Genomic DNA, 23,289 nt, shown 5'->3' with positions numbered 1-23,289 from the left:
CGCCGGTGGCCGGGTTGTACGAGCCGGTGATGTTGGCGGTGTCGACGAACGCGAGCAAGTCGCCCACCTGGAAGCCCACGGAGATGCTGATGGTGGCGCCCGCCAGGGTGGGGGTATCCAGGTCCGTGACGGTGAGTGCGCCGTCCACGAGGGCCGTGGCACCGCCTTCGATGTAGGCGGCAGTGCCCGGGCTCGTCGTGATCAAGGGCGCCACGGCGAACATGATGGTGGCGGTGGCCGCGAAGCTCGTCGCGCCGAGGTTGTCTTTGACCTGGAAGCTGACGGTGCGATCGGCAACGTCGGTGCCCGTCGGCTGGGTATTCTGGTAGGTGATGGACCTGAAAGCGGCCTGGTAAGCAGCGACGCTCGCGTGGCCGAAGAGCGAAAGAGTTCCGGTGGCCGCGTTGAAGCTGCCGACGATGCCGTTCTGGGCGACGAAACCCAGGACGTCCTGGCCCTGAACATAGTGTCCGGTGATGCGGACAGTGGCGCCGTTCAGGGTGCTGCTGTCGGGATCGGTGACCGTGAGGTCGGCATCGATCACCTGCTTGAGGCTTTGAGCTGACCCGGTGTACAGCATCGTGTCCAGCCCGGCGATGATCGGCCGGTCGTTGCTGGCGATGACGTTGACGTTCGCGGTGGACGTGAGAATGTTCAGCGGGTTAGGCGGGGCGCCATCATTGACTTCGAAACGGACGGTGCGGTTGCCCGTGACGGGCGCATCGCTCGAGTTGAGGTATTTGACCGATCGCAATACGGTCTGGTACTGCGCCAAGGTGGCGGTGCCGCTCAGCGTGAGGACGCCGGTGCCCGCATTGAAGCTGCCGGTGATGCCGAATTGGGAGGTGAAGCTGAGGACGTCCTGGCCGGCCTGGAAGCCGCCGGAGATGGTGACCTTGGCCCCGAAGAGGTTGGCGTTGTCGTCAAAGATCGACAGGGAGGGAGAGACCGCGACCGCCGCGGCATTCTCGGCGTACGCCATCGACGCCGTGGCGATGACTGTGGCTGGTAAGTTGGCCATACTAACCCTTCCTGAATAATTTGTGACGAAGTATACGGTCGAGTTCTGGCCGTGGGAACCGGGAATCTATGTGACATAGACCACACCGAATCGGGCATCGCGACGTGTCGCGCCGCCTTGTCGCGAGCGCGCAACGTCACACGGCGGTCACGGTACCATCCGGCATGCGAAAGCCGATCACCGACCTCATTCACCACCCCTACACGCCGCCCCCTGGTTTCAGCGCGCCGCAGCCGGGCGTGTTCAAGGCTTCCACCGTCATTTTCCCCAACGTGGCTGCCATGCGGGCGCGCGATTGGCAGCACAAAGCCGGCTACACCTACGGCCTGCACGGCACGCCGACCACGTTCACGCTGGAAGAGCGCATCGCGACATTGGAAGGCGGAAAGCACTGCCTCCTGGTGCCCAGCGGCCTGGCGGCCATCGCCAATGTCAGCATGGCGCTGCTCAAGGCGGGCGATGAAGTGCTCATCCCCGACAACGCCTATGGCCCCAACAAAGCGCTGGCGGACGGTGAGTTGAAGAGCTGGGGCATCACGCACCAGATCTACGACGCGATGAACCCCGCCGACCTGCAGGCGAGGATCGGGCCGAACACCAAGCTCGTATGGCTGGAAGCGCCCGGCTCGGTGACGATGGAGTTCGTGCCGCTGCGGGAGCTGGCCGCGATCTGCCGCGAACGCGGCGTCACGTCCGCGCTGGACAGCACCTGGAGCGCCGGCATTGCATTCAATGGGTTCGATGCGGGCGCCGACATCGTCGTGCATGCGCTGACCAAGTACCCCAGCGGCGGCGGCGACGTGCTGATGGGCGCCGTCGTCACCCGCGACGACAAGCTGCATCGCCAGCTCAATCTCACGCACATGCGCGTGGGCTGGGGCGTGGGCGCGAACGATGCCGAAACCATCCTGCGATCGCTGTCGACCATGGCGGTGCGCTACCACGCCCAGGACATGGCGGCCCGGGAACTGGCGGCCTGGCTGCAAGGCCGGCCTGAGATCGGGCAACTGCTGCACCCGGCGTTCGAGGGATCTCCCGGCCACCCGCACTGGCGTGAGCTGTGCACCGCCGCGGCGGGTTTGTTCTCGGTGGTGTTCGACGCGCGCTACGGCACGGCCCAGGTCGATGCCTTCTGCGACGCGCTCGAGCTGTTCAAGCTCGGCTATTCATGGGGCGGGCCGGTCAGCCTGGCGGTGCCGTACGACGTCGCTCCGATGCGCAGTGCCCGGCTCGGCACGTGCCCGTACAAAGGCGTGCTGGTGCGCTTTTCCGTCGGGCTGGAAGCGGTGGACGACTTGCGTGCGGATCTGGAACAGGCGCTCGGCGCGCTGGGGTAGTCGCGGGGTACCCGGCAGCCGCTTTATCGCTTACATTGGCCCCATTGACAGACTAATACGGAACCCCTGTGGCCACACCCAATTACGGATACGAAAAGCGGCAGAAAGAGCTGGCCAAGAAGCGCAAGAAAGAAGACAAGCTCAAGGCCAAGGCCGAGCGAAAGCAAGGTGAGCCGGGCGAAGGTGAGCCGTCCTCTGACGGATCGGACGACCAAGGCGGCCAGCCGCCAAGCTCACCGGCGCAGCCCTAGGACAATCCCTCGAGCATCCTCTTCGCCAACTCGGCCATAGCTTGCGCCGACCTGTCGGTCGGCGCAATTGTTTTTGCGCCCGCATATCCCGTGAAGTTGCGCGTCATCGAGTGTGCATAACCCGGGTCGTAGTGCTTTTGCAGCAACTCGCGCACCACGGCTTCGGTTTCCCCGGCCGCCACCTGGGCCTGCCACGCTTGCACCACGGCTTTGCCGCGCAACTCGGTCAGGGCACCCAGCCGGTCGCAAAAGAGCGCCTGGTCCTTCGCGAAGAAATCGTAGTCTTCCAGCAGCAGGGCCACGCGCTCGTCGTCTGAGAGTTCCAGGCTGAAACAAGGGCTGGCGCGCACGCGCTCGATCAGCGCATCGGTAACCGCAAGGTTGCCCACCTTGCGGCTCTCGCTCTCGACGAACACCGGCCGGGCCGGGTCGAAACGGCGCAGCGCATCCCACACCAGGGTGTCGAAGCGCTTCTGAGACGGCTGCGGTTGCCCGGGGATCATGCCCAGCACCGAGCTGCGATGGCTGGCCAGCGCCTCTAGGTCCAGCACCTGCGCGCCGGCAGCGGCCAGCGCATGCAACAGGCGCGTCTTGCCCGAGCCCGTGGGCCCGCAGATGACGCGGTAGTCGAATCGCGCGGCGAGTTCCGGCAAGGCCGCAAGCACTGCGCTGCGAAAGGCCTTGTAGCCGCCTTCGATCACGCTCACCTTGAAGCCGATCTGTCCCAGGACCAGCGCGAGCGAGCCGCTACGCTTGCCGCCACGCCAGCAGTAAGCGAGCGGCTGCCAGCTGCGCGGTTTGTCGATCACGTCGCGCTCGATGTGGCGCGCGATGTTGGCCGCCACCAGGGCGGCGCCGCGCTTTTGGGCCTCGAACGGGCTGACCTGCGCGTACAGCGTGCCGACGAGTTTGCGCTCTTCATTGTTGAGGGACGGCCAGTTCAACGCGCCGGGCAAATGATCGAGCTCGTATTCGCCTTCGCTTCGGGCGTCGAGGATGTCGCTGAAGTCGTCGAGCCGCGCGATCGCTTCGGCCGCCGGCACGGATTGAACGTTCACGGCGCGGCAGTCCCCGCCGGCGATGCAAGCAGTTTCTTGAGTTCCGGCCAGATGTTGTCGAGGATGATCGGATGGGCCTCGGCACGTGGATGGATGCGGTCTGCCTGGAACATTTTGGTCGGGTCCGCACCGTCTGCCACGCCCTTGAGCATGAACGGCACAACGGCAGCCTTGTGGGCCTTGGCCACGGCCGAAAAGAGGGCTGCAAAACGGTCGGCGTAGTCGGTGCCGTAGTTGGGCGGCACCTGCATGCCCACCAGCAATACCTTGGCGCCTGCCTTCTGGGCTGCCTTGGTCATCTCCGACAGGTTGTCCTGCGTCATGGACAAGGGCAGCCCGCGCAAAGCGTCATTGCCACCGAGCTCGATCACCACGACGCCCGGTTTGTGCTGCGCCAGCAGCGCGGGCAGCCGCGAGCGCCCGCCCGAGGTGGTGTCGCCGCTGATGCTGGCATTGACGACCGCCCGCTGCATCTTTTGCGCGGCCAGCCGCTTTTCGAGCAAGGCAACCCAGCCGGCGCCCCGTTGCAGGCCATACTCCGCGCTGAGCGAGTCGCCAACAACCAGGATGGATCCCGGCGTCGCGGCCACGACCGTCCCACCGGACAAGGCATAACCCCCAGCTAATGCGGCCGCGATAAAGTGGCGCCGTCCCCAAACTCCAGCAAACATGTCTGATCCCATCATTTCCGCCCGGAACCTGAACAAATCGGTCACCGATTCAACGGGCACTCTGGACATTTTGCGCGATATCGATTTCGAGCTGGCGCCCAAGGAAACAGCCGCCATCGTCGGGGCCTCCGGCTCGGGCAAGAGCACGCTGTTATCGATCATCGCGGGCCTGGACACGCCCACGCGCGGCACTGTCCACCTTGCCGGTGAAGACCTGTTCTCCATGGACGAGGACCAGCGCGCCGCGCTGCGCGCCCGCAAAGTAGGGTTCGTCTTCCAGAGCTTCCAGCTGCTGGGAAACCTCACCGCGCTCGAAAACGTGATGCTGCCGCTGGAACTGGCCGGCCGCAAGGACTCGCGCAAGGCCGCCACCGAGATGATGAGCCGCGTGGGGCTGTCGCAGCGCCTGGGGCACTATCCTCGCGTCCTGTCGGGTGGCGAGCAGCAGCGCGTGGCGCTGGCGCGCGCGTTCGTGGTCCAGCCGGCCGTGCTGCTGGCGGACGAGCCCACCGGCAGCCTGGACTTCGCCACGGGCGAGACGGTGATGGAGCTCATGTTCGACCTGAACCGCGAACAGGGCACGACGCTGGTGCTGGTGACGCATGACCGCGCGATCGCGCAGCGCTGCGAACGCAGGATCACGATCGAGGCGGGGCGGATCGCGGCGTAGGCTTATCTACTGCTGCCGGCGGGGCAGGGCGCGCTTCAGCGTTTGCAGGAACTGTTCGCGCTGCGCCGGCTGGTCGATGTTGTCGGCCACGGCGTTGATCAACTCCCTGAACGTCGCGTGCCGCGCCATCTCTTTTCGCACCAACATCTTGGCCATGGGGCCGATGAACTTGCTGAGCGCCTGCTCGATGCTGGTGACTTCCTCGGCCGATACATCGGCAATCGCCCGGCCGGTCGCGCCGCTGCGCGAAGACGGGCCGATGGGCTGGCTCAGCGGCTGGCTGCGGGCCGCCAACTGGCTGGGCTGGGAGGGGCGGAAACTGTCGGGCATGCCCTTGGACGAAGGTCCAAGCGGGCCGAACTGGCTGCTGCTGGGCTGGCTGGCGCCGGACCTGCTGGTGCTGGACGGCGGCTTGCTGACCGGGTGGCTCTGGCCAGGGCGGTGGCTGGTGCTGCCGGCGACGAAGGCTTCACGGGCCTTCGGCTCCTGGATGGTGGAGGCAAGCGCCGCGCGCAGGGCGGGAATGGTGGCCGCGAGCGGTGCGGCCTTGCTCACCAGGATGCGTGCCAGCGGGCCGATCAACCGGGCGAGGTCGACTTCCACCTCATGGACTTCTTCCGGCTCGAGTGCTTTCGTCGACTTGACGGGCAACGTCTGCGTATAACCGGTGGAGGGACCCACCTTCCGCGTCGCGTCCGGGGGATTGGGCTGGCGACGCTGCGCCGCATAGACCTCGTGCAGGCGCCCGTGCTTGTCTTCGTACTGGCCCATGTACTGGAACAAGTCCGCGGTGTCATCGGTGATGCGGGAGATCACCTCGTAGTAGGCGCGCGATACCAGCACCTGGTTGCCCTGGGCGAAGTCCATGATGCGCTGCGCGACGTTGATGCCGTCGCCGACCACGTTGACGCGGTCATTGATGTCGGAAACGATCCGAACCGGGCCCATGTGCAGCCCGATGCGCACCGACATCACCGAGCCGTAGCGCTGACCGAGCAGGTCGCGCAGCAGCATGGCCGAGTGCAGGGCTTCCTCGGGATCGCCCATGAAGCAGATGGCGGCGCCGTCTCCGGTATCGATGGCGATCCGGGTTTCTTCCGGCACGCCCCGCACGGCCTTGGCGATCAGCTCGTTGAACAGCTTCTTGATGGAAACCTGGTCGTCCACGGAGCGGATCGAGTAGCCCACCAGGTCCAGGAACATGATGGTGCACAGCACGTTGCGCCGCTGGGCGGCACTGGGTGTCGTCGGTGTCGAGCCGGGGATCGAGGGCGCCGAGCCGGCGGCGGCGATGCCGTGCCGGTCCGGCAACGCGGAGGATGGGATGACCGCCGTCCGCTCCGAGCCGAGGATCGCGGCTCGCAGCAGCGTGACGGACTGCGGCCGGCGGCTTTCATCCGGCTGCATCGCCCAATCGATGGCGTCCAGGAGCGCGGAGCCGAAGACACCCACTTCGGCCAGTTCGGCCGCGGGCACCAACGTGTCGTGCCTGACGCGGGCGGCCGACTCGACCGGCTTCTTCCCCGTGGTCATCCAGTACATCACGGCGCCGAGCGAATAGATGTCGGTCCACGGCCCCTGGTTGCCCTGCGAGTGGTATTGCTCGAAGGGCGCAAAGCCCGGGCTGACGATGTTGGTCATGTCCCGGTTGGCCGTGACGCGGCGGGCGGCGCCGAAGTCCAGCAGGACCGGTGTGCCGTCGGCGCGCACGTAGATGTTGTCGGGTTTGATGTCGCGGTGCAGGAAACCCGTCTTGTGCACGGCCTCCAGCCCGTCCAGCACGGGGTAGATGATGGACAGCAGCGATCGCTGCGACAACGGCGCGTTCTGCGGCACCCAGCGCTTGAGCGCCAGGCCCGACTCGTATTCCATGACGATGTAGGCCGTGCCGTTGTCGCGGAAATAGCGCAGCACGCGGACGATGTTGGGGTGGCGGAAGGTGGCCAGCGCTCGCGCTTCGTCGAGGAAGCGCTCCAGGCCCCAGTCGTACTGCTCCTGGTGCTCGTTCGAACTGCCGCCGCGCACCTGCACCACCTGGTTGGCCCCGCGGGTCACGAGGTCGCTGGGGAAATATTCCTTGATGGCGACCGGCAGCTGCAGGTTGCTATCGCGCGCCAGGTAGGTGATGCCGAAGCCGCCGCCGCCGAGCGGTCTTTCGATCTGGTATTCATTGATGCGATAGCCGGCGGGCAGCGTCGCCGCATCCGCCGGCGGGGCCGTCGGTTGCGGAGGTGCCGCGTCAGTGGCCATCGGTTCGGACACCTTACTCGCCGATCATCTGCATTGCCTTTTCGAGGCTGCGGCGCATCCGGTTGAACGAGCTGCCGAGCACGGCGACTTCGTCGCCGCCCTTTTCATTGAACTCGGGTTCGCCGAACTCGCCGGTGCTGATCTTGTCGGCCGACTGGGACATTCTGCGGATGGGCCGCACGATCAGCCAGCTGAGCATGATGTTGAGCACGATGAAGACCGCGACGAACACGGCCGCCAGGGAGCCCATGAAGGTGGTGAAGGCGCGTTCGGCCTTCTGCAGCGGGACTTCCATCGGCACGGTGACCATCTGGGCGCCGACGATCTCGTTGTGCTTCCAGCCGAAGCCGTTGGCCTCGCCGTAGATCTTGATCATGGTGGGGGGCGCGGCGGCGGCCGTGCTGTGGCATTGCAGGCAGGCCGGGTTGGTGATCTGGATCGGCTTGGCGATAAAGAGGCTGCGACCCGTGGACGACTGCCTTTCGGCCACGACTTCCTTCACGTCCGGATAGTTGCGGAAGCGGTTGACGACGTCGGCTTCCCAGTCGGCCGTGCGGTTGCGCGGGTTGGTGGGGTTGAGCGTGGCTTCCTTGTAGCTGTATTCAGCGTACTTCTTGCGCAGCGTGTTGATGGTTTCGGTGGCGGCGTAGGCGGGCACCGTCTGCGGCAGGAACACCTCGTCCATCTGCTTGATCAGGTGAGGGCGGATCTGGTCCACGGTGTACGCGCGCATCGAACTGGCCGATTCGAGCATCAGCCGGGCGTCGCGAATGACCTCGTCGCGTGCGTTTTCCTGCAGCAGCTGGCGCGAGACGAAGCCGGCGGCGGCAAAGCCCGCCAAGAACACGACGATCAGCACCAAGTTGAACTTGAGGCGCAGTCCCATACTTCTCTCCTTGTGATGCAGACTATTTTATACAAGGGTGGGCGCGGGACCACGGGATAATCCTGTGATGTCCTCACCCAAAGTCCTGTTCGGATTTCACGCCGTCGGCGTCCGCCTGAAAACTGCTCCCCGTTCCATTATCGAGATATACGCCGATCCGACGCGAAAAGATGCACGGATGCGTCAGTTTTTGGAGCGGGCCCACGAGGCGGGCGCGCGCGTCATCGACGCCGACGGCATGCGCCTGGCCAAGCTGGCCGGCAGCCATGGCCACCAGGGCGTGGCGGCTCGGGTCGAGGCCCTGCCTGCCGCGCATTCGCTGGACGACTTGCTCGACCAGGTGCAGGGCCCGCCGTTGCTCCTGGTGCTGGACGGTGTGACCGACCCGCACAACCTGGGCGCCTGCTTGCGCGTCGCGGACGGCGCGGGGGCGCACGCGGTCATCGCGCCCAAGGACCATGCCGCCGGCATCAACGCGACGGTGGCCAAGGTTGCCAGCGGCGCGGCCGAAACCGTTCCGTACTTCATGGTGACCAACCTGGCGCGGACGCTGGGCGAATTGAAGGAGCGCAGCATCTGGTGCATAGGCACCAGCGACGATGCGCCCAAGACCGTCTACCAGACGGACCTGAAGGGCCCGGTGGCGCTGGTGCTGGGCGCCGAAGGCGTGGGCATGCGCCAGCTGACCCGCAAGACCTGCGATGAGCTGGTCGGCATCCCCATGCGCGGCGCCGTCGAAAGCCTGAATGTGTCGGTGGCCAGCGGCGTCTGCCTGTACGAGGCGCTGCGCCAGCGGTCCTGAGGATGGGACACATCCAGCCATGATCGATGAGAGTTCGCTGCGCGCGGTGCGCGGGCATTTGCGTGCGACGAGCCGCATCGTGGTGCTGACGGGCGCGGGCATCAGCGCCGAGTCCGGGGTGCCGACATTCCGCGACGCGCAGACCGGTCTGTGGGCGAAATTCGATCCCCAGCAGCTCGCGACGGAAGAGGCGTTCCGCGCCAACCCGCGGATGGTCTGGGATTGGTATGTCTTTCGCCGCGAACTGATCGGCAAGGTGTCCCCGAATGCCGGGCACCGGGCGTTGGCCGAGTTCGCGAGCCGCCATCCGGGCCGGCTGACACTGGTCACACAGAACGTCGACGGCCTGCACCAGAAAGCGGGCAGTGAAGGCGTGCTGGCCTTGCATGGCAACATCTTCGACGACCAATGGCTGGACACGCCCAAGCCTTGCTGCAATGCCGACGCGGCCGCGGCCGGCAGCCCGCCGTACTGCGACCGCTGCGGCAACCTGATGCGGCCCGGTGTGGTGTGGTTCGGCGAAGCGCTGCCCATGCGAGCGCTGGACGCGGCCCAGGTAGCGGCCCGGGCTTGCGACCTGATGCTGGTCGTCGGCACGTCGGGGGCGGTCTACCCGGCTGCGGGCCTGGCCCGCACCACCGCCGGCCAAGTCGTCATCATCAACCCCGAGCCCACAGAACTCGACGACGCGGCTGACATCGTGCTGCGCGGCAAGGCGGCGCAAGTGCTGCCCCAACTACTCTTGGAGGAATAGATGAAACACCCCCGAAGCGCCTTCGGCGCCTCCCCCTCAAGGGGGCGACACCAGCGGCCCGGCAAAGCCGGTTCCGCGGTGTCCCTGGCCTTGGCCGCATTGGCGGTTGTGGTATTGAGTTCCTGCACGCAGGAACAACAGAACAAACTGGGCCGGGACATCCAGAACTGGACCGGCACCAACGGCGTGCTGGAGGTGTATGCCGGCGACAAGCTGGTACGCCGTTTCATCAAGGTCGACAAGGTCAGCACCGCGCTGGGCACGGACGACAAGATGGTGCGCGCTTATCGCTTCGGCTACGGCGTGCTGGACGAGAACCTGAACTTCATCGCCGACCCCGGGGAGAAGAAGGTGTATTTCGAGGTCAGCGACTTCACGAACTACGTGTTCTTCGAGAACCCGCGTTAAAGAAGGTTGTCATGTTCAGCCGACCTCGAAGAAAGTCATCACCACTTTGTCCGGGTGGCGCGCGCCCGTGCCGAGGAACATGCGCTCGCTGATCCAGCCGAGCGCCGCGGACGCCGTCTCGAAGCTCGGGCTGCAGCGAAAGTAGATCGAGGCTGGATCGACCGGCTCCCCGCGCACCAGCCGCGCCATCAGCTCCGGCGCGCCGGATCGCACGGCGCGGTTCTGCACGTAGATCAGGTCGCCGCCGTCGGTCTCGAGCACATAGCGAGCGTCCAGTTCGGCCAGCGTGTCGTTCACCACCAGCTGGAAGTCGGCGCCACCGGGCAGCACGCGCGCTTTCCATCCATTGCCCATGGCTTCACCACCCAGTATGGGAATGAGCCGGCGCAGGCCGTGCACGGTGCGTCCGGCGTCCTGGGGCGTGCCGACCTGGACTGAAAGGTCGGCGAAGAAATTCAGCGGTGGGGTGGGGAGGGCCATCGGGCAATTATCGGCAGCGAAGCGTGGGAGCGGTGCAAATGTCACACCAATCCGCTGGAGGCACCGCGGGCTTTGTGGCTTAATTTGCTCGCAATTTATTCGCGATTCAGAGTCGAGCGCCACACTGCCCACAAGGAGACGCCCCATGACCACGCCGAATCCCCAGGTTGATCGACTGAACGAACTCATTGCGAAATGGAAGACTTTCCGCGTCGCCCTCGTCGTCCCGGAGCTGTATTGCCAACTGAAGACCGACCTCTATCAGGTGCGAAACGCCGGATGGGAGGGCAATCCGTCCATCGGCGACTGGCCGCCTGATCTCGTCGACCCCGACGACACGATGATGGCGGCCGTAGAACACTACTTTCTTTGCCGCTGCTGGGTCGGAACCGGCAAGTTCCCCGCCTGGCAGATGCGCGCCATGAACCACGTCTACGACATCGGCAAGATGGCCGGCGTGACGCCTCAGCACAATCCCAACAAGCCAACGTCAAAGCTCACCTTGCTGCAGATGGCCGCCAAGGAAGCGGGGGTGAGAGACGGCGAAGCCGATCTGGCCGCGTCCGGCAAATCCGCCCCCTGGGTTGCGAAGCCGCCGACTTACTAATCTTACTGTGTCATGAATCAAGGCGTTGCCGGCACTTTAGCGCCCAACCCGCCGAAAATCGAAGTCTTCCTGGCAGTCGCCGCAAAACGGCGAGGACACGTCCTTCACAAGCACGGCTTGAGCAATGGGCTCCTTGCAGGCGCAACAGGTGCCGTACAAACCAAGCTCCAGCCTGTCCTTCGCGGCTGCGAGCCGCCGCCGAAATTTCACCGAAACCTCGTCATCTTGCATGGTCGAGGCTTGGCGCATGCCGGCGTCCAGTAGCCCCTTAAAGAAGTCCAGATCTAACACTGCTTGCATGAGATTCCTTCAATCTAAATTCGCCAACCGCCGCTGTCCTTCGGTGGTCTTCAACATCGCCAAAATGCGCTGAAACTCCGCTGCGAGCTGCTCTCTGGCCCGCTCGTTCAGGTTTTGGAGCGTCCAACTCAGGCTCATCGATCGGGTCGAGAGAGACGCGCGCTTCGACGCAAATACGATGCAATTGCCCTCCTCGACAGCGTCGACGGATTCGACGCAGGCTTCAAATACTTCGCTGATGGACTGGCGGATAGGCGCAAAGGTCGGGTTGAAGTGGAGGTTCACCACCATCAGGCCACCGGGCTTCAGCGCTTGGTAGCAGTCTTGGTAGAACTCGTGAGAACACAGCTGCGGTGGCTGCCCCACCTCATCGAAGCCATCAACCATCATGACGTCGAAAATGGGAGGAAGGTTTTGCACGTATGCGGCCCCATCCGCACGTACAACACGGAAGCGGTCATCATCGGCCGGCACCTCGAACTCGTCGCGCAATGCGATGACGTGGGGGTTGACTTCGACGACTGTGATGCGCGAAGCCAGATTGTGATAACAGAACTTCGGCAGCGATCCGCCACCCAAGCCGATCATGAGGATGTGCTCGGGCTGCGGCTTGGCGAGCATGAATCCCATCATCGTCTTCGTGTAGTCGACGTCAAGCACCCACGGTTGTCCCCGTTTCATACTGCTTTGGAGTCCATCGAAATTGAAGTACAGCGACCGGGCATCGCCGATGTCGAAGACCAGCGGTCGGACATGCCCGTCCAGCTCCAGGCCTTGGAGGATGTGAAACCGATCACCCACGGCGCTGCTCCCGTTCGACGAGCGACGGAGACGGCCAAGCCTTCGCCTCGACTGCGGTCAGCGCGCTCATGTTGACGATGCGCCTGACAGTGGCGCCCGGGGTGAGGATATGAATGGGCTTCGCCGCCCCCAGCAGGATGGGTCGCAAGCCGCCGCGACCCCAGGCGAGTACGCGAGCGCCAGGTCGTGCTGATTCAGCAACTGCTTCGTCGGGACGACGGCCAACTTGCCGGGCGGCGACTGTTCGTGATACTCCAGCGCGACCTGTCGCGGCTGGAGTCGCTTATCAGCCGCGCTCGTCGTCATAGCGGTTCCTTTGCGGCCATGAGCGCCGCCACTGGGTTTTTGGCCACACACATGGACCCCGAGTACTCGGAAGTCCAGGTTGGTTTCGTCAAATGCCATTTGACAAACATTGTAATGCCATTACAAAGCGATTCGCCGCGCATGCGCTGACGCCCGCGATCGATCAAACAACGCAAAGGTTTGACTATCCGTTCAGGACCTAGTCGCTTGCCGGATCGCGGCCCACGCCCCACACCAGCCGAACGAGGCCGTTGGCGATATGCGGGTACTTGATGCCGCTGCCGGTCACCCGTTGGGTCAACGTCACGGGCAGCGCGCTGCGCAGCCGTGGAAACACGATGAAGGTGTGCTCGTTGCCCTGGCCCGAGGTGGCAAGCCGGTCATGCTCGGCAAGCAGGACGTCGATCACGTGAGCGGACTCGGTTTGAGAGTCGACCTTGATTCGGACCACTCGTTCATCGGCCAGGTGCAGCCAGGCGCACTCCTGTGCACCGTCCCTCGCCACGTCGAGTGGAAGCCCGCGCAGTACGGGATGGTCTTTGACCAGGTGAGTAAGGGAAACGATCACGCTGGAACGCATCAGGTCGTCGTCCCAGGCCCCGTGCGCGGGGTCGGCCGACAGCAGACTGGCCAAGTCGCCGTCCCGCTGGGGCCCGCCATAGGGCACGCAGCTCAGCCCGAGGTCGACCTCCGTCGCGCAGGCCCGCGCGACTTCGATGGGCTCCCGGGCTGCAAAGCAGACCGAGTCAAGCCAGGCTACGGCAGCCTCGAAATGTTCGACCTCGAATGCCGCATCCGGGAATCGACTCATGAAGGGCTGCGGGTCGAAGCCGAAACCAGTCCTGTTGACGATAGGCGATGCCCAGTGCACGCCATCCTTGCGCTTCCAGACGGCTCCGAAAATGCGGCACTTTCCGCCGGATCGGGGCGTGTACCTTAGCAACTTGATGGGGGTTTGGGAAAGCGAACGGTTCATCGCATTGCCTGCCGTCGTGCTTCGTCGGCCACAATCAGCGTTGCAGCCCTGCGGGTCTCGCGAGCCAATGCGCGACGGGCTCGACAGCATTTCTGCCAGAGGCAGCGCAATGCTGATTTGTTTTGCATGCGAGGACAATTATAATGTGATTCACAAAGGAGCGATGATGGAACTTAAAACTGCGCGGCTCACGGTGCTGATCGACCCGGCCAAGAAGAAGGCCCTGGAAGATCTGTGCGCCATGCAAGACATGACACCGTCGCAGTTGGTGCGCAGCCTCATCCGCACTTATCTCGCGGAAAATTCAGTGTCCTTTGTCCCGAGCGGCAGCTTGCCCAAGCGCAAGAGCGGCCCAAATGAAAGCAGTGTGGCAAGTCCGAAGAAGGCGACCCGAGCTAAACGATGACGATGTCGCTGGAACGAAGCCCCGGCGATGGCTGAATCGGGTTCGCGTTTCGGTACCGCTCACTCTATGGGCCTTCCTCCTTGACTGACCAGCGCTTGCTTGCAACCGCCTCCTTGATTGCATCCGCGCGGGCTTTCGAAGCCGATTGCTGTGCCTGCGCCTCGGACCGGTAGGACTCGAGCCGAATGTCCAACCCCTGATGTGCCCATTGCCATGCGCAGGCCGCGGCGTTGGCATGGCGGTCATGGCTGGCCCCGCAGGCGGCGCAGCGCATAGCCCTTGGGTGGCCGGGCGCAGCGGTAACACCGGCCGACCCACACACAGCGCAGGTTTGCGACGTCATTGCCTTGAGTTCAAACACCGGGGTGCCGTGCCGAACACAAGCCCAGCGTATCGCTGCCTCGAATTCGTGCAAGGCGGCTATGACCCGGCCCGCACGTGCGTGATGTGAAAAATCGGCCCAGCCACCTGTTTGAGGGTTCTGGGACTTGCTGGCCGCCTTGAGGTCCAGCGGCTCAACCACGATGGCGCGATGGTCCCTGGCCAGGCGCAGTGCCGTCACCCGGTAGAAATCCCGCCTGCGTCCGCGCGCCCGCCGCGCGAGCATGACGGCCGCCTGCCATTTCTTCCTGTCGTCGCTCACCCATTGGTCCAGCCAGGCGCGGCGGATGCCGACATTCGCGAGATCCGTCTGCAGGCGATAGATTTTCCCGGGCGCGACACGATCACCCTGCAACACCATCGCATCGACTTCTGCGGCGATCGCGCCGGCGGGAAGCCGGTTCGAACTCGCCAGTGCGGCTATTTTCGGCACAAGGGCGGCGCGCGACTTGGCGCGTCCGCTCTGCAATGCAGCGTAGCGCTGCAAATCATCCTCCACGGATGCGGCGAGTTCCACACACTCGACCGCGCCAGGATCGGCAGAGCGCGCAACCGTCACCACGCGGCGGCCCTTACCGGACTTCATCCACCCAAAGTGCAGGCAGGCGAGATCGGCCACCGGCGCACTTGGAAGATGTATGGGTTCGGGCAGACGCAGCACCAGCTGAAGGACCCAGCGATCCTGGTCGGCGACGCGCCGGTGCACGAGCCGGGCGCTGGACACGTGGGCCGCGCTGGGTAAGGGACGGTGATATTGCCAGCCTCCGGTGGCATAGACGTTGTCTTTCGCCAGTCCCAATCGGAACCGGAATCGCCCGTAGGCCCGGCGGCGCGCCACTTCCGGGGCGCACAGGTGGATCTCACGGTTGGAACCGTCCAGGACCCGCTCCGCCGGCAGGCCGCCCTTGTCCGTGAATTGCAGGACGAGCGTGTCTTGCAGATGGCGGCCTTGATCGGCAGCCTTCGGTGCGCGGCCCATGACCAGTGTTCTCTTCCAGGCCAGGAGCGCGCTGTCGAGCACCATCGTCGCCGTGGCCCAGCCGAGACCATCAGCAACCGCTTGGCAACGCAGCTGGTAGGTCTCCGTCGCCCTGGTGTTGCCGACGCGCGAAAAAAACAGGGACTTGATCGCCGCGCGATGTTGTTCCCGCACCGGCCGCAACAGCGGCGTCAGTTCCTTACCGAGCTCCACCCGCAGCGGCGACAGAAGCCGCAAGGCTGCCACGTCCGAACGCGACCTTGCTGCGCCAATGTCGTGTTCGCACCCGGTAAGCCGTGTCTGCAGATCGCGGGCGTCAGGCCCGGCGCGTTCCAAGACCCACGCGTTCATCTCTTCGTGGATGAAACGGATGCGCTCCACCAGGGAGTTGTACAAGAACCGAGCCTTGCGGATCTGTTCGAATACGGCGCCAGCGCACTCGTCGTCGAGGCGGGCTCCGAACTCGTACACCAGGACATCGGGGGGCGGTGAAACCAAAGGGTTGATCTGCACCGCATGACCGGAGGCGCTCTCGTGACCGCCTGCAACGTCCCACGCTGACGAACTGGGGCCCAGCATCGTTAGCGCGCCTTCGAACCAGTGCGACGCCTTGCGACCGCGCTGAGGATGCCGCGCAGGATATCGACAGGGGGCGGTGGGCAGCCGGGCACCGTAACGTCCACGGCAATGACGTTCTCCACCTTGCCGCACGTGGCATAGCCCTCGCCGAAGATGCCCCCGGTACAGGCGCAGTCGCCGAGCGCGACGACCAGTTTGGGATCGGGTGTCGCCACATAGGTGCGGCGCAGAGCTTCTTCCATGTGCCGAGAAACTGGCCCGGTCACCAACAACATATCGGCATGCCGCGGACTGGCGACGAACTTGATGCCCAGCCCTTCGAGGTTGTAGTAAGGATTGTTGAGGGCCTGGATTTCCAGCTCACAGCCGTTGCACGATCCAGCATCCACATGGCGGATGGTCAGCGCCTGGCCCAGGATATCCAGGATTTCAGCCTGAAGGCGCTGGATCACGACCGGATCTGACTCCAAGGGCTGCGGCACCGGCTCGGTGACGATGCCGGTGCGCACGATTTGTTTGAGGATGTGCCACATCAGAGGTCGTGTCCCGAATAGCTCAGATTGAAGGACTTGTTGATCAAAGGGAAGTCGGGAACGATATTGCCGATCACGGCATGTTCCAGCACGGGCCAGTTTTGCCAGGACGGATCGTGGCAGTGGCAGCGCACGATGCGTCCGTCGGCGTGCAGCTCCAGTGTTACCAGGATTTGCCCGCGCCAGCCCTCGACCCAGCCCGCGCCACGGGAGGCCTCGTGCTTCACCTGCAGCGTCGCCCGCACGCTGCCTTCTGGCATCCCTTCACACAACAGACGGATCAGCCTCAGGGACTCGAACACTTCCTCGAAACGGACAGCGACGCGGGCGGCGACATCGCCGTTTCTGCTCGACGCGACGGCGACCTCGAACTGGTCGTAGGGGGCCCACCGGTGGTCATGGCGCAGATCGAAGGCCTGTCCGCTGGCTCGCCCGGCCAGTCCCGTGAGGCCGAGTTGCTCGGCCAGCGCCGGCTCGACGCGTCCGGTTGTGAGGAAACGGTCCTGCAGGCCCGCATGCTCGTCATACACAACCTTCAAGACGCGGACCTCGCGTTCGATATCGTCACACTGTTGCCGCAGTCCTTCCAGCACGGTCGGCGAAGGATTCGGCGCAACACCGCCCGGGACCACCGCGTCCATCATGAGGCGATGGCCGAAAGACTCGCCGGACAAGCGCAGCCAATCCTCGCGCAGCCGGGAGAACTGTGCCAATCCGAAGGACAGAGCGGCGTCGTTGCCCAGGGCGCCCAGGTCCCCCAGGTGATTGGCGACCCGCTCCCGTTCCAGCATCAGCGCGCGCAGCCAAGTCGCCCGAGCGGGCACGCTGCAATCGAGCGCGCACTCCAGTGCCATGCAATAGGCCCAGGCGAACGAGACCGTGCTGTCCCCCGAGACCCGGCCCGCAAGCCGATGAGCCTCCAGCGCAGGCAGCTCGGTGAACCGGCGTTCTATGCCCTTGTGTACGTAGCCAAACCGCTCCTCCAGCCGCAACACCTTCTCGCCGACCGCCGAGAATCGGAAATGGCCAGGTTCGATGATGCCCGCATGCACTGGACCCACCGCGATCTCGTGCACACCGTCCCCCTCGACTCGAACGAACGGGTACTCGGCTGGCAGGCGCGCAGGCGGCCCGGGTTGAGTCTGGATGCCTTGCTGGAGCGGCGGTCCAGTGAGATCCCACAGGCCATGATCGAGCCAAGGCCGATGGTCCATCGCGCCATCGGCGCGCAGGCCCGATAGGTCGGCCATCGTGCGCTGCATGCGCGCCGCGCAGGAAAACACCCCGGATAGATCGGGAAAATCTGTGCCGGAGGGTGCCAGTTGCAAATCCAGCCACACCAGGCCCTGCTCGATCGCATAGGCTGCGCAGGCCGACCTCGCTCTGAGGCCGCTGTTGCGATCCACACCCCACATTGAAACCAGGCGCCCCCCTTCAGCCTTGATGGCCCGGGCGGCAGTTGTCCAGAGCTCGCGATCGACCGTTAAATACCAGACCGGCAGGGGCGCGGCCAGCGGCTGCAGTTCGAGTCCAAGATTTGACAGCACCATAGCGTCAACGTCCCAGCATGGCGGCCGCCTGGCGATACCAAGAGTCCAGATAGGGCGGCACGTACAGGCCCAACATCAACCCCAGCGCAAGATGCACAAACACGGGGATCAACGCAGGTGGATGCGCCAGCGGCTTCACATTCGTCTCACCGAACACCATGGGCTGGACCCGGCTGAACACCGACGCGAACGCCAGCCCGAGTGCGATGAGCAGGAACGGCGTCGCCCACGGTTGTTCGCGCATCGCTGTCGTGACGATGAGGAACTCACTGGCGAATACGCCAAACGGCGGCATGCCGAGGATCGCCAGCGCGCCCAGCATCAGTCCCCACGCCACGGTGGGACTGACCGTGATCAATCCACGGATGTTTTCCATGATCTGGGTGCCGGCCTTCTGGGTCGCATGCCCCACGGCGAAAAAGATAGCGGACTTGATGAGTGAATGCACGGTCATGTGCAGCAGGCCTGCGTAGCTGGCGATCGGGCCGGCCATCCCAAAGGCGAAGGTCATCATGCCCATATGCTCGATCGACGAATACGCGAACATGCGCTTGACGTCCCGTTGCCGTATGAGGAAGAAGACGGCCGCGACGACCGACAGCAGCCCGAATCCCATCATCAGGGCGCCGGAGAGCACGCTGCTGTGCAGGGCGCCGTCCGTGAGGACCTTGCAACGCAGAACCGCATAGAGGGCGACGTTCAGCAGCAGGCCCGACAGCACCGCAGACACGGGTGTCGGCCCTTCGGCGTGGGCGTCGGGCAGCCAGTTGTGCACAGGCACCAGACCCACCTTGGTGCCGTAACCGATGAAGAGGAACGCAAAGGCCAAGGTGATCACGTTGGGATCGAGCTGGCCTTTGACAGCGTCCAGGTTGGTCCATAGCAGCGCGCCGCCTTCCGGCCCGATCACCCGCTCGGCAGCCATGTACAGCAGCACGGTTCCGAACAGGGCCTGGGCGATCCCCACGCCGCAGAGGATGAAGTACTTCCAGGCCGCTTCCAGACTGGCGGCGGTGCGATAGACGGACACCAGCAACACGGTCGTCAGGGTCGCCGCCTCCATCGACACCCAGATGATGCCCATATTGTTGGTCGTCAGCGCCAGCAGCATCGTGAAGCTGAACAGCTGGTACATGCTGTGGTACAGGCGCATCCGTGGTGGCGTCATCTTGCCGTGGTCGCGCTCCACCCGCATGTAGGGCCGCGAAAATATCGACGTGGTGAGGGCCACGAACGCCGTCAACGCCACCAGGAAGACGTTCAGCGCATCGATGTAGAACTCGCGATTCCACACCAGCATCGGCCCGCCATCGATGATCCGGGCAGTCAGGAAGCACGCCGCCAGAAACGTGCCGGCGCTGAAGGCGACATTCACGTCCCGGGCGTTGTCATGATGGCCGATGAGGGCCAGCACCAGGCCGCCGGCCAGGGGGCAGGCCAGAAGGAATGCCAGGGCGTTCAGCTCGAGGTCCAAGTTAGTCGTCCTTCAGTTTCTCGAGATTGCGGATGTCCAGGCTGTCGAACTGCTCGCGGATCTGGAACATGAAGACACCCAGGATGAGCACGCCGACCAGGACGTCCAGGGCGATGCCCAGTTCAACCACCATCGGCATGCCGTAGGTCGCCGCGGTTGCCGCGAAGAACAAGCCGTTCTCCATTGCGAGGAAGCCGATGACCTGAGGAACCGCCTTCGCGCGCGTGATCATCATCAGGAAGGACAGCAGGACGCATGCCAGCGCGATGCCCAAGGTCCCCCTGGCCAGCGTTGAGGAAAGCTGTGAGATCGGGATCGCCAGATTGAAAGAGAAAATGACAACGACGATCCCGATCAGCATGGTCGTCGGGATATTGATCAGGGTTTCGACGTCCCTGCGAATCCCCAGGCGATCGATCACCCGGTGGAGCAAGAACGGAATCAGCAGCACCTTCAGCAGGAAGGTCAGCGCCGCGGACAAGTACAAGTGGTGCTGGTTCGTCACATAGCCCACGACGGCTGTGGCCAATGCGAGCGTTGCGCCCTGCAGGGTGAACAGGTAGATCAGGGACAGAATGCGGCGCTGCGAGATCATGGCGAAGGCCAGCATCAGCAGCATGGCGCCGAGCAGGTTCACGAACTGGGTCAGCAAGGTGCTCATGTCATCGGGCCAGCAGCAGGTGGACCAGCATTCCGAGCACAGCAAGCAGGAAGGCCGTCGCCAGGAATTCCGGCACCCGGAAGATCCGCATCTTCGCGCTCAACGTCTCCAGAGCCGCGAGCAGGAAACCGCCCACCGCGAGCTTCAAGACCAGCACCGGGATGGCCAACAACAAGGCCGTGGGCGCCTGGGCCTGCGCCACGCCCCAGGGAACGAACAGCGCCAGGCCAATGCACGAGTAGGCGAACAGTTTCAGGCTGGCGGCCCATTCGAGCAGTGCCAGGTGGCGCCCGGAGTATTCGAGGATCAGCGCCTCGTGGATCATGGTCAGTTCGAGGTGCGTTGCCGGGTTATCGACCGGCACCCGGGCGTTCTCCGCGAGCGACACCATCGTGAAGGCGACACCCGCGAAGGCCAGGCCAGGGTAGATGGCGAGTTCTCGGTGCGCCAGTGTTTCCACGATGGTGGTCAGCGACGTCGACTGCGAAATGAGCGAGGCCGAGAACAGCACCATCAGCAGCGCCGGCTCCGCCAAGAAGCCGATGAGCATTTCCCGCCGGGCGCCCATGGTGCCGAAGGCGGTACCGATATCCATGGCCGCGAGCGATATGAAAACCCGTGCCAGCGCGAAAAGACCCACCAGCGCGATCGCGTCGGCGGCCGGCGCCAAGGGCAGATCGGTCGAGACCGTCGGAATGATCGAGCAGGCCAGCACCATGCAGCCGAACACGACGTACGGTGCGGTGCGGAACAACCGCGAGGCATTGTCCGCGACCATGGACTCTTTGTTGAACAACTTATGGAGCATCCGATACGGCTGCCAGATGCTCGGTGCCGACTTGTTCTGCAGCCACGAGCGCCACTGATTCACCCAGCCGCTCAAAAGCGGCGCCAGCGCAACCGCGATCAGGATCTCCAGAAGCTGCGAGAGCACGCCCGAGGCATTCATCGCATCACCGCCAGGAGCGTCGCCGCAAGGGTGAGGAAGCTGTACAACAGGTAGACCGAGATTCGTCCCTGCTGCATCTTCCCCGCCAATCGGGCAAGGTAGTTGGCCAGGTCCATGATGGGCACATAAAGCCAACGCCAGAAATGGTCCTCCACGGTGACGCGGTAGCGCGGGTTCGCATCGAAGGGCGTCGGCAGTTCGCGCTTCATGACGAAGAACGCCTCGAAAATCTGCCGGATCGGCTGGCCGAAGCCCTCGGCGGTGTCCTGCATGCGCGCCGTGCCCCATGGGAAACCGCAGGCCCATGGCCGTGCGCGCCGCATGCGCCCGTGGTACAGCGCGCGCACCAGCAGGTAGGCCAGCGCAAAGCTTGCCAGGATGCCCAACAGGAAGATGACCGGTCCATAACTGGCCTGCTCCAGGCCATTGGGGGCCAGCAGCCAGCCGTTTTCGCCGAGGCGGCTGCCCAGGCCGGCGCCGACCAGTGTCAGCGTGACGTGATCGATCAAGCGGATGAAGTGCGTCGGCAGCAACCCAAGCACGACGCAGCCGAGCGCCAGCCAGAGCATGCCGGCGCGCTCCCAGCCGCCCGCGTCGTGCGCGCGGGCCAGTTTCTCTTCGCGGGGTTGGCCCAGGAAGATGACCCCGAAGAACTTGACCATCGTGTAGCCGGCCAGGGCTGCCACCAATGCGATCAGCGCGGCGACCACGGGGATGAGCATGGTCAGCAATGGCACCGGCAGGCTCGGTGTGAACAGGAAGCTTTGCAGCAGCAGCCACTCCGATATGAACCCGCCGAGCGGAGGCAGGCCCGCGCTGGCGAGCACGCCGAGCAATGTCAACCAGCCGACCCAAGGCATCGTGCGGATCAACCCGCCCAGCTTCCCCAGATTGCGTTCAGAGGTGGCGTGCAGGACAGATCCGGTACCCAGGAAGAGCAGGCTCTTGAAGAAGGAGTGGCTGGCTACGTGGTACAGGGTCGCCGTCAGTGAGAGCGCGGCCATTGGCTTCATTTCGTAGCCAGCGAAGATCAGAGTCAAACCCAGCCCGACAAAAACGAGGCCCATGTTCTCGATCGAGGAATAGGCGAGCAGGCGCTTCATGTCGGTCTGGACGGAAGCAAATACGACGCCGAACAGCGCCGTGGCAAGCCCGACGGCCAGCAGCAACCCTCCCCACCACCACAATCTGAGGTGAAGCAGGTCCAAGGTGACTCGCAGCAAGCCATAGATCGCGGTATTCAGCATCACGCCACTCATCAATGCTGACACCGGCGACGGCGCGGCCGGATGCGCTTCGGGCAGCCAGACGTGCAGCGGCAGGACGCCGGCCTTGGCACCGAACCCGAAGAGTGCCAGCAGAAACCCTATCGATGCCCAGAACGGCGACAACGATTGGGCTCGCATGTTGGCGAACGTGTAGTCGCCTGTGTTCGCCTGCAACACGCCAAAGCACAGCAGGATCGCTATTGCTCCGATCCGGGCCATGGTGATGTAGAGATAGCCGGCACTGCGCACTTCGGGGACACGGTGGTTGGCCGTCACCAGGAAGAAGGACGACAGGGCCATCGTCTCCCACATCACCATGAAGGAATAGGCGTCGTCTGCCAGGAGCACGCCCGCCATGCTGACCAGGAAGACGTGGTATTCCAGGCAAAGCAAGCCGGGGGGCGTGCCTTCGCCCCGGCGGAAATAGCCGGCCGCAAAAGTCGAGATGCCCGCCGAGGCCGCCCCGATGACCATCAGGAAGAACGCTGAAAGGCTGTCGAGCCGGAGGTGAAATGGCAGCGCGGGAAGCCCAATGGGAAGCACGGCAACTTCGGGTGTCGCCGCCAGCGCTATCGCCGCGACCGCAAAGAGGCCCAGGCTGAGCACCGCGCCGGCCGGGAAGAGCACATGTGCAACGAAGGCCAGGCGCCGCAAGAAGAGGACTCCGACGATCCCCACCGCAAGCCACGCGCCCAGGATCACCAGGATCCAGTCAAGTGCCAGCCATTGCGCCGGGCTAGCCATGGCCGACTTCGAGTGCGCGGGGGCGCCGACCACGGTCCTGCAAGGGACGAGGCAGCATCAACCTCGCGGTCTTCAGCGCCATGGATATCCTCGACAACGCAGAGTGGCAATTACATCTTATGCACATCTTACATTAATGAGATTCAACACTGGAGCACCGCCGCGCGGCGCGGCGGCCCTGGACAGC

Annotated in this window: 24 protein-coding genes and 2 pseudogenes; 9 read left to right on the top strand and 17 right to left on the bottom strand. The window is 64.4% G+C overall.

Annotated features, from left to right (window positions below; translation table 11 throughout):
• Window positions 1-1,021, bottom strand: a pseudogene (locus EEB15_RS08085) (hypothetical protein); the annotation flags it as partial.
• Window positions 1,022-1,185: 164 nt separating this feature from the next.
• On the opposite strand from EEB15_RS08085, the gene EEB15_RS08080 reads away from it, so the two are divergent.
• On the top strand, window positions 1,186-2,358 hold the full coding sequence (locus EEB15_RS08080) for a PLP-dependent transferase (RefSeq protein WP_141509293.1): 1,173 nt from the start codon (window positions 1,186-1,188) through the stop codon (window positions 2,356-2,358).
• 68 nt (window positions 2,359-2,426) lie between these two features.
• Entirely contained in the window at window positions 2,427-2,609 is a 183-nt protein-coding gene (locus EEB15_RS08075; RefSeq protein WP_141509292.1) for a hypothetical protein, read from the top strand.
• On the opposite strand, the gene mnmH is transcribed toward EEB15_RS08075, so the two are convergent.
• Both mnmH and EEB15_RS08065 read right to left on the bottom strand, forming a co-directional pair.
• Window positions 2,606-3,667: a tRNA 2-selenouridine(34) synthase MnmH gene (mnmH, locus tag EEB15_RS08070; protein WP_141509291.1), complete on the bottom strand. Its 1,062-nt coding sequence runs from the start codon at window positions 3,665-3,667 to the stop codon at window positions 2,606-2,608. The two genes, EEB15_RS08075 and mnmH, sit on opposite strands and share 4 nt — an antisense overlap.
• On the bottom strand, window positions 3,664-4,350 hold the full coding sequence (locus tag EEB15_RS08065; protein WP_370283451.1) for an arylesterase: 687 nt from the start codon (window positions 4,348-4,350) through the stop codon (window positions 3,664-3,666). The genes mnmH and EEB15_RS08065 overlap by 4 nt, the downstream gene beginning before the upstream one ends.
• On the opposite strand from EEB15_RS08065, the gene EEB15_RS08060 reads away from it, so the two are divergent.
• Window positions 4,337-5,008 (top strand): ABC transporter ATP-binding protein, encoded by a 672-nt coding sequence (locus EEB15_RS08060; protein WP_141509289.1) that lies wholly within the window; start codon window positions 4,337-4,339, stop codon window positions 5,006-5,008. The two genes, EEB15_RS08065 and EEB15_RS08060, sit on opposite strands and share 14 nt — an antisense overlap.
• A gap of 6 nt (window positions 5,009-5,014) precedes the next feature.
• Here the strand turns inward: EEB15_RS08060 and EEB15_RS08055 are convergent, their stop codons facing one another.
• On the bottom strand, window positions 5,015-7,258 hold the full coding sequence (locus EEB15_RS08055; protein ID WP_141509288.1) for a protein kinase: 2,244 nt from the start codon (window positions 7,256-7,258) through the stop codon (window positions 5,015-5,017).
• Between the two features lie 13 nt (window positions 7,259-7,271).
• Window positions 7,272-8,144 (bottom strand): DUF3365 domain-containing protein, encoded by an 873-nt coding sequence (locus tag EEB15_RS08050; protein ID WP_141509287.1) that lies wholly within the window; start codon window positions 8,142-8,144, stop codon window positions 7,272-7,274.
• Window positions 8,145-8,211: 67 nt separating this feature from the next.
• Between EEB15_RS08050 and rlmB the strand changes: the two genes are divergently transcribed.
• From rlmB to EEB15_RS34590, 3 genes are read left to right on the top strand one after another with little or no spacing between them, the layout of a single operon-like run.
• Window positions 8,212-8,946 carry a 23S rRNA (guanosine(2251)-2'-O)-methyltransferase RlmB gene (gene rlmB / locus EEB15_RS08045; RefSeq protein ID WP_141509286.1) on the top strand — a complete coding sequence of 245 codons (735 nt, stop codon included), beginning with the start codon at window positions 8,212-8,214 and terminating at the stop codon, window positions 8,944-8,946.
• Between the two features lie 19 nt (window positions 8,947-8,965).
• Window positions 8,966-9,700, top strand: coding sequence for an NAD-dependent deacylase (locus tag EEB15_RS08040; RefSeq protein ID WP_141509285.1), 735 nt, complete (start codon window positions 8,966-8,968; stop codon window positions 9,698-9,700).
• Window positions 9,701-10,108 carry a hypothetical protein gene (locus EEB15_RS34590; RefSeq protein WP_370283447.1) on the top strand — a complete coding sequence of 136 codons (408 nt, stop codon included), beginning with the start codon at window positions 9,701-9,703 and terminating at the stop codon, window positions 10,106-10,108.
• Window positions 10,109-10,123: 15 nt separating this feature from the next.
• Here EEB15_RS34590 and EEB15_RS08025 read toward each other — a convergent pair whose 3' ends face one another.
• Window positions 10,124-10,588 carry a DUF3237 domain-containing protein gene (locus EEB15_RS08025; RefSeq protein WP_141509284.1) on the bottom strand — a complete coding sequence of 155 codons (465 nt, stop codon included), beginning with the start codon at window positions 10,586-10,588 and terminating at the stop codon, window positions 10,124-10,126.
• Window positions 10,589-10,733: 145 nt separating this feature from the next.
• Here EEB15_RS08025 and EEB15_RS08020 point away from each other — a divergent pair, with 145 nt between their 5' ends.
• Window positions 10,734-11,195: a hypothetical protein gene (locus EEB15_RS08020; protein WP_141509283.1), complete on the top strand. Its 462-nt coding sequence runs from the start codon at window positions 10,734-10,736 to the stop codon at window positions 11,193-11,195.
• Between the two features lie 36 nt (window positions 11,196-11,231).
• Here the strand turns inward: EEB15_RS08020 and EEB15_RS08015 are convergent, their stop codons facing one another.
• The 3 genes and pseudogenes from EEB15_RS08015 to EEB15_RS34585 form a co-directional block, all read right to left on the bottom strand.
• Window positions 11,232-11,495: a hypothetical protein gene (locus tag EEB15_RS08015; protein ID WP_141509282.1), complete on the bottom strand. Its 264-nt coding sequence runs from the start codon at window positions 11,493-11,495 to the stop codon at window positions 11,232-11,234.
• A 9-nt stretch (window positions 11,496-11,504) separates the two neighbouring features.
• A complete protein-coding gene (locus EEB15_RS08010; RefSeq protein ID WP_141509281.1) occupies window positions 11,505-12,296 on the bottom strand; it encodes a fused MFS/spermidine synthase in 792 nt (263 codons plus the stop codon).
• Window positions 12,289-12,438 (bottom strand): annotated as a pseudogene (locus EEB15_RS34585) (phosphate acyltransferase); the annotation flags it as partial. The pseudogene EEB15_RS34585 and the gene EEB15_RS08010, both read right to left, overlap by 8 nt.
• A gap of 44 nt (window positions 12,439-12,482) precedes the next feature.
• Between EEB15_RS34585 and EEB15_RS33960 the strand changes: the two are divergent.
• The gene (locus EEB15_RS33960; protein WP_199236481.1) at window positions 12,483-12,752 is read left to right on the top strand and encodes a hypothetical protein; all 270 of its coding nucleotides are present in this window, start codon (window positions 12,483-12,485) and stop codon (window positions 12,750-12,752) included.
• A 49-nt stretch (window positions 12,753-12,801) separates the two neighbouring features.
• On the opposite strand, the gene EEB15_RS08000 is transcribed toward EEB15_RS33960, so the two are convergent.
• Window positions 12,802-13,413 (bottom strand): hypothetical protein, encoded by a 612-nt coding sequence (locus EEB15_RS08000; protein ID WP_141509279.1) that lies wholly within the window; start codon window positions 13,411-13,413, stop codon window positions 12,802-12,804.
• Window positions 13,414-13,744: 331 nt separating this feature from the next.
• Between EEB15_RS08000 and EEB15_RS34195 the strand changes: the two genes are divergently transcribed.
• Window positions 13,745-13,984 carry a CopG family transcriptional regulator gene (locus tag EEB15_RS34195; protein WP_141509327.1) on the top strand — a complete coding sequence of 80 codons (240 nt, stop codon included), beginning with the start codon at window positions 13,745-13,747 and terminating at the stop codon, window positions 13,982-13,984.
• 64 nt (window positions 13,985-14,048) lie between these two features.
• On the opposite strand, the gene EEB15_RS07990 is transcribed toward EEB15_RS34195, so the two are convergent.
• From EEB15_RS07990 to hyfB, 7 genes are read right to left on the bottom strand one after another with little or no spacing between them, the layout of a single operon-like run.
• Entirely contained in the window at window positions 14,049-15,923 is a 1,875-nt protein-coding gene (locus EEB15_RS07990; protein WP_141509278.1) for a zinc ribbon domain-containing protein, read from the bottom strand.
• Window positions 15,924-15,925: 2 nt separating this feature from the next.
• Window positions 15,926-16,456: an NADH-quinone oxidoreductase subunit B family protein gene (locus tag EEB15_RS07985; protein ID WP_141509277.1), complete on the bottom strand. Its 531-nt coding sequence runs from the start codon at window positions 16,454-16,456 to the stop codon at window positions 15,926-15,928.
• Window positions 16,456-18,006 carry an NADH-quinone oxidoreductase subunit C gene (locus EEB15_RS07980; RefSeq protein WP_141509276.1) on the bottom strand — a complete coding sequence of 517 codons (1,551 nt, stop codon included), beginning with the start codon at window positions 18,004-18,006 and terminating at the stop codon, window positions 16,456-16,458. Before EEB15_RS07980 ends, EEB15_RS07985 begins: the two co-directional genes overlap by 1 nt.
• Window positions 18,007-18,010: 4 nt before the next feature.
• Window positions 18,011-19,468, bottom strand: a complete 1,458-nt coding sequence (locus EEB15_RS07975; protein ID WP_141509326.1) for a hydrogenase 4 subunit F — start codon at window positions 19,466-19,468, stop codon at window positions 18,011-18,013.
• Between the two features lie 13 nt (window positions 19,469-19,481).
• Window positions 19,482-20,141: a formate hydrogenlyase gene (locus EEB15_RS07970; RefSeq protein WP_141509275.1), complete on the bottom strand. Its 660-nt coding sequence runs from the start codon at window positions 20,139-20,141 to the stop codon at window positions 19,482-19,484.
• Between the two features lies 1 nt (window position 20,142).
• Window positions 20,143-21,090 (bottom strand): respiratory chain complex I subunit 1 family protein, encoded by a 948-nt coding sequence (locus EEB15_RS07965; RefSeq protein ID WP_141509274.1) that lies wholly within the window; start codon window positions 21,088-21,090, stop codon window positions 20,143-20,145.
• Window positions 21,087-23,102 carry a hydrogenase 4 subunit B gene (hyfB, locus tag EEB15_RS07960; RefSeq protein ID WP_141509273.1) on the bottom strand — a complete coding sequence of 672 codons (2,016 nt, stop codon included), beginning with the start codon at window positions 23,100-23,102 and terminating at the stop codon, window positions 21,087-21,089. Before hyfB ends, EEB15_RS07965 begins: the two co-directional genes overlap by 4 nt.
• Window positions 23,103-23,289: the final 187 nt, after the last annotated feature.

The sequence above is a fragment of the Ramlibacter sp. WS9 genome, assembly GCF_003797765.1.
Classification (GTDB): Bacteria; Pseudomonadota; Gammaproteobacteria; order Burkholderiales; family Burkholderiaceae_C; genus Ramlibacter.
This window is presented reverse-complemented; position numbering and strand designations above follow the sequence as displayed.

Coding starts and splice junctions, on each gene's coding strand:
- EEB15_RS08080 (WP_141509293.1), top strand. CDS start 1,186: ATGCGAAAGCCGATCACCGACCTCATTCACCACCCCTACACGCCGCCC.
- EEB15_RS08060 (WP_141509289.1), top strand. CDS start 4,337: ATGTCTGATCCCATCATTTCCGCCCGGAACCTGAACAAATCGGTCACC.
- EEB15_RS08065 (WP_370283451.1), bottom strand. CDS start 4,350: ATGGGATCAGACATGTTTGCTGGAGTTTGGGGACGGCGCCACTTTATC.
- EEB15_RS08055 (WP_141509288.1), bottom strand. CDS start 7,258: ATGGCCACTGACGCGGCACCTCCGCAACCGACGGCCCCGCCGGCGGAT.
- EEB15_RS08050 (WP_141509287.1), bottom strand. CDS start 8,144: ATGGGACTGCGCCTCAAGTTCAACTTGGTGCTGATCGTCGTGTTCTTG.
- rlmB (WP_141509286.1), top strand. CDS start 8,212: ATGTCCTCACCCAAAGTCCTGTTCGGATTTCACGCCGTCGGCGTCCGC.
- EEB15_RS08040 (WP_141509285.1), top strand. CDS start 8,966: ATGATCGATGAGAGTTCGCTGCGCGCGGTGCGCGGGCATTTGCGTGCG.
- EEB15_RS34590 (WP_370283447.1), top strand. CDS start 9,701: ATGAAACACCCCCGAAGCGCCTTCGGCGCCTCCCCCTCAAGGGGGCGA.
- EEB15_RS08025 (WP_141509284.1), bottom strand. CDS start 10,588: ATGGCCCTCCCCACCCCACCGCTGAATTTCTTCGCCGACCTTTCAGTC.
- EEB15_RS08020 (WP_141509283.1), top strand. CDS start 10,734: ATGACCACGCCGAATCCCCAGGTTGATCGACTGAACGAACTCATTGCG.
- EEB15_RS08015 (WP_141509282.1), bottom strand. CDS start 11,495: ATGCAAGCAGTGTTAGATCTGGACTTCTTTAAGGGGCTACTGGACGCC.
- EEB15_RS08000 (WP_141509279.1), bottom strand. CDS start 13,413: ATGAGTCGATTCCCGGATGCGGCATTCGAGGTCGAACATTTCGAGGCT.
- EEB15_RS34195 (WP_141509327.1), top strand. CDS start 13,745: ATGGAACTTAAAACTGCGCGGCTCACGGTGCTGATCGACCCGGCCAAG.
- EEB15_RS07990 (WP_141509278.1), bottom strand. CDS start 15,923: ATGCTGGGCCCCAGTTCGTCAGCGTGGGACGTTGCAGGCGGTCACGAG.
- EEB15_RS07985 (WP_141509277.1), bottom strand. CDS start 16,456: ATGTGGCACATCCTCAAACAAATCGTGCGCACCGGCATCGTCACCGAG.
- EEB15_RS07980 (WP_141509276.1), bottom strand. CDS start 18,006: ATGGTGCTGTCAAATCTTGGACTCGAACTGCAGCCGCTGGCCGCGCCC.
- EEB15_RS07970 (WP_141509275.1), bottom strand. CDS start 20,141: ATGAGCACCTTGCTGACCCAGTTCGTGAACCTGCTCGGCGCCATGCTG.
- EEB15_RS07965 (WP_141509274.1), bottom strand. CDS start 21,090: ATGAATGCCTCGGGCGTGCTCTCGCAGCTTCTGGAGATCCTGATCGCG.
- hyfB (WP_141509273.1), bottom strand. CDS start 23,102: ATGGCTAGCCCGGCGCAATGGCTGGCACTTGACTGGATCCTGGTGATC.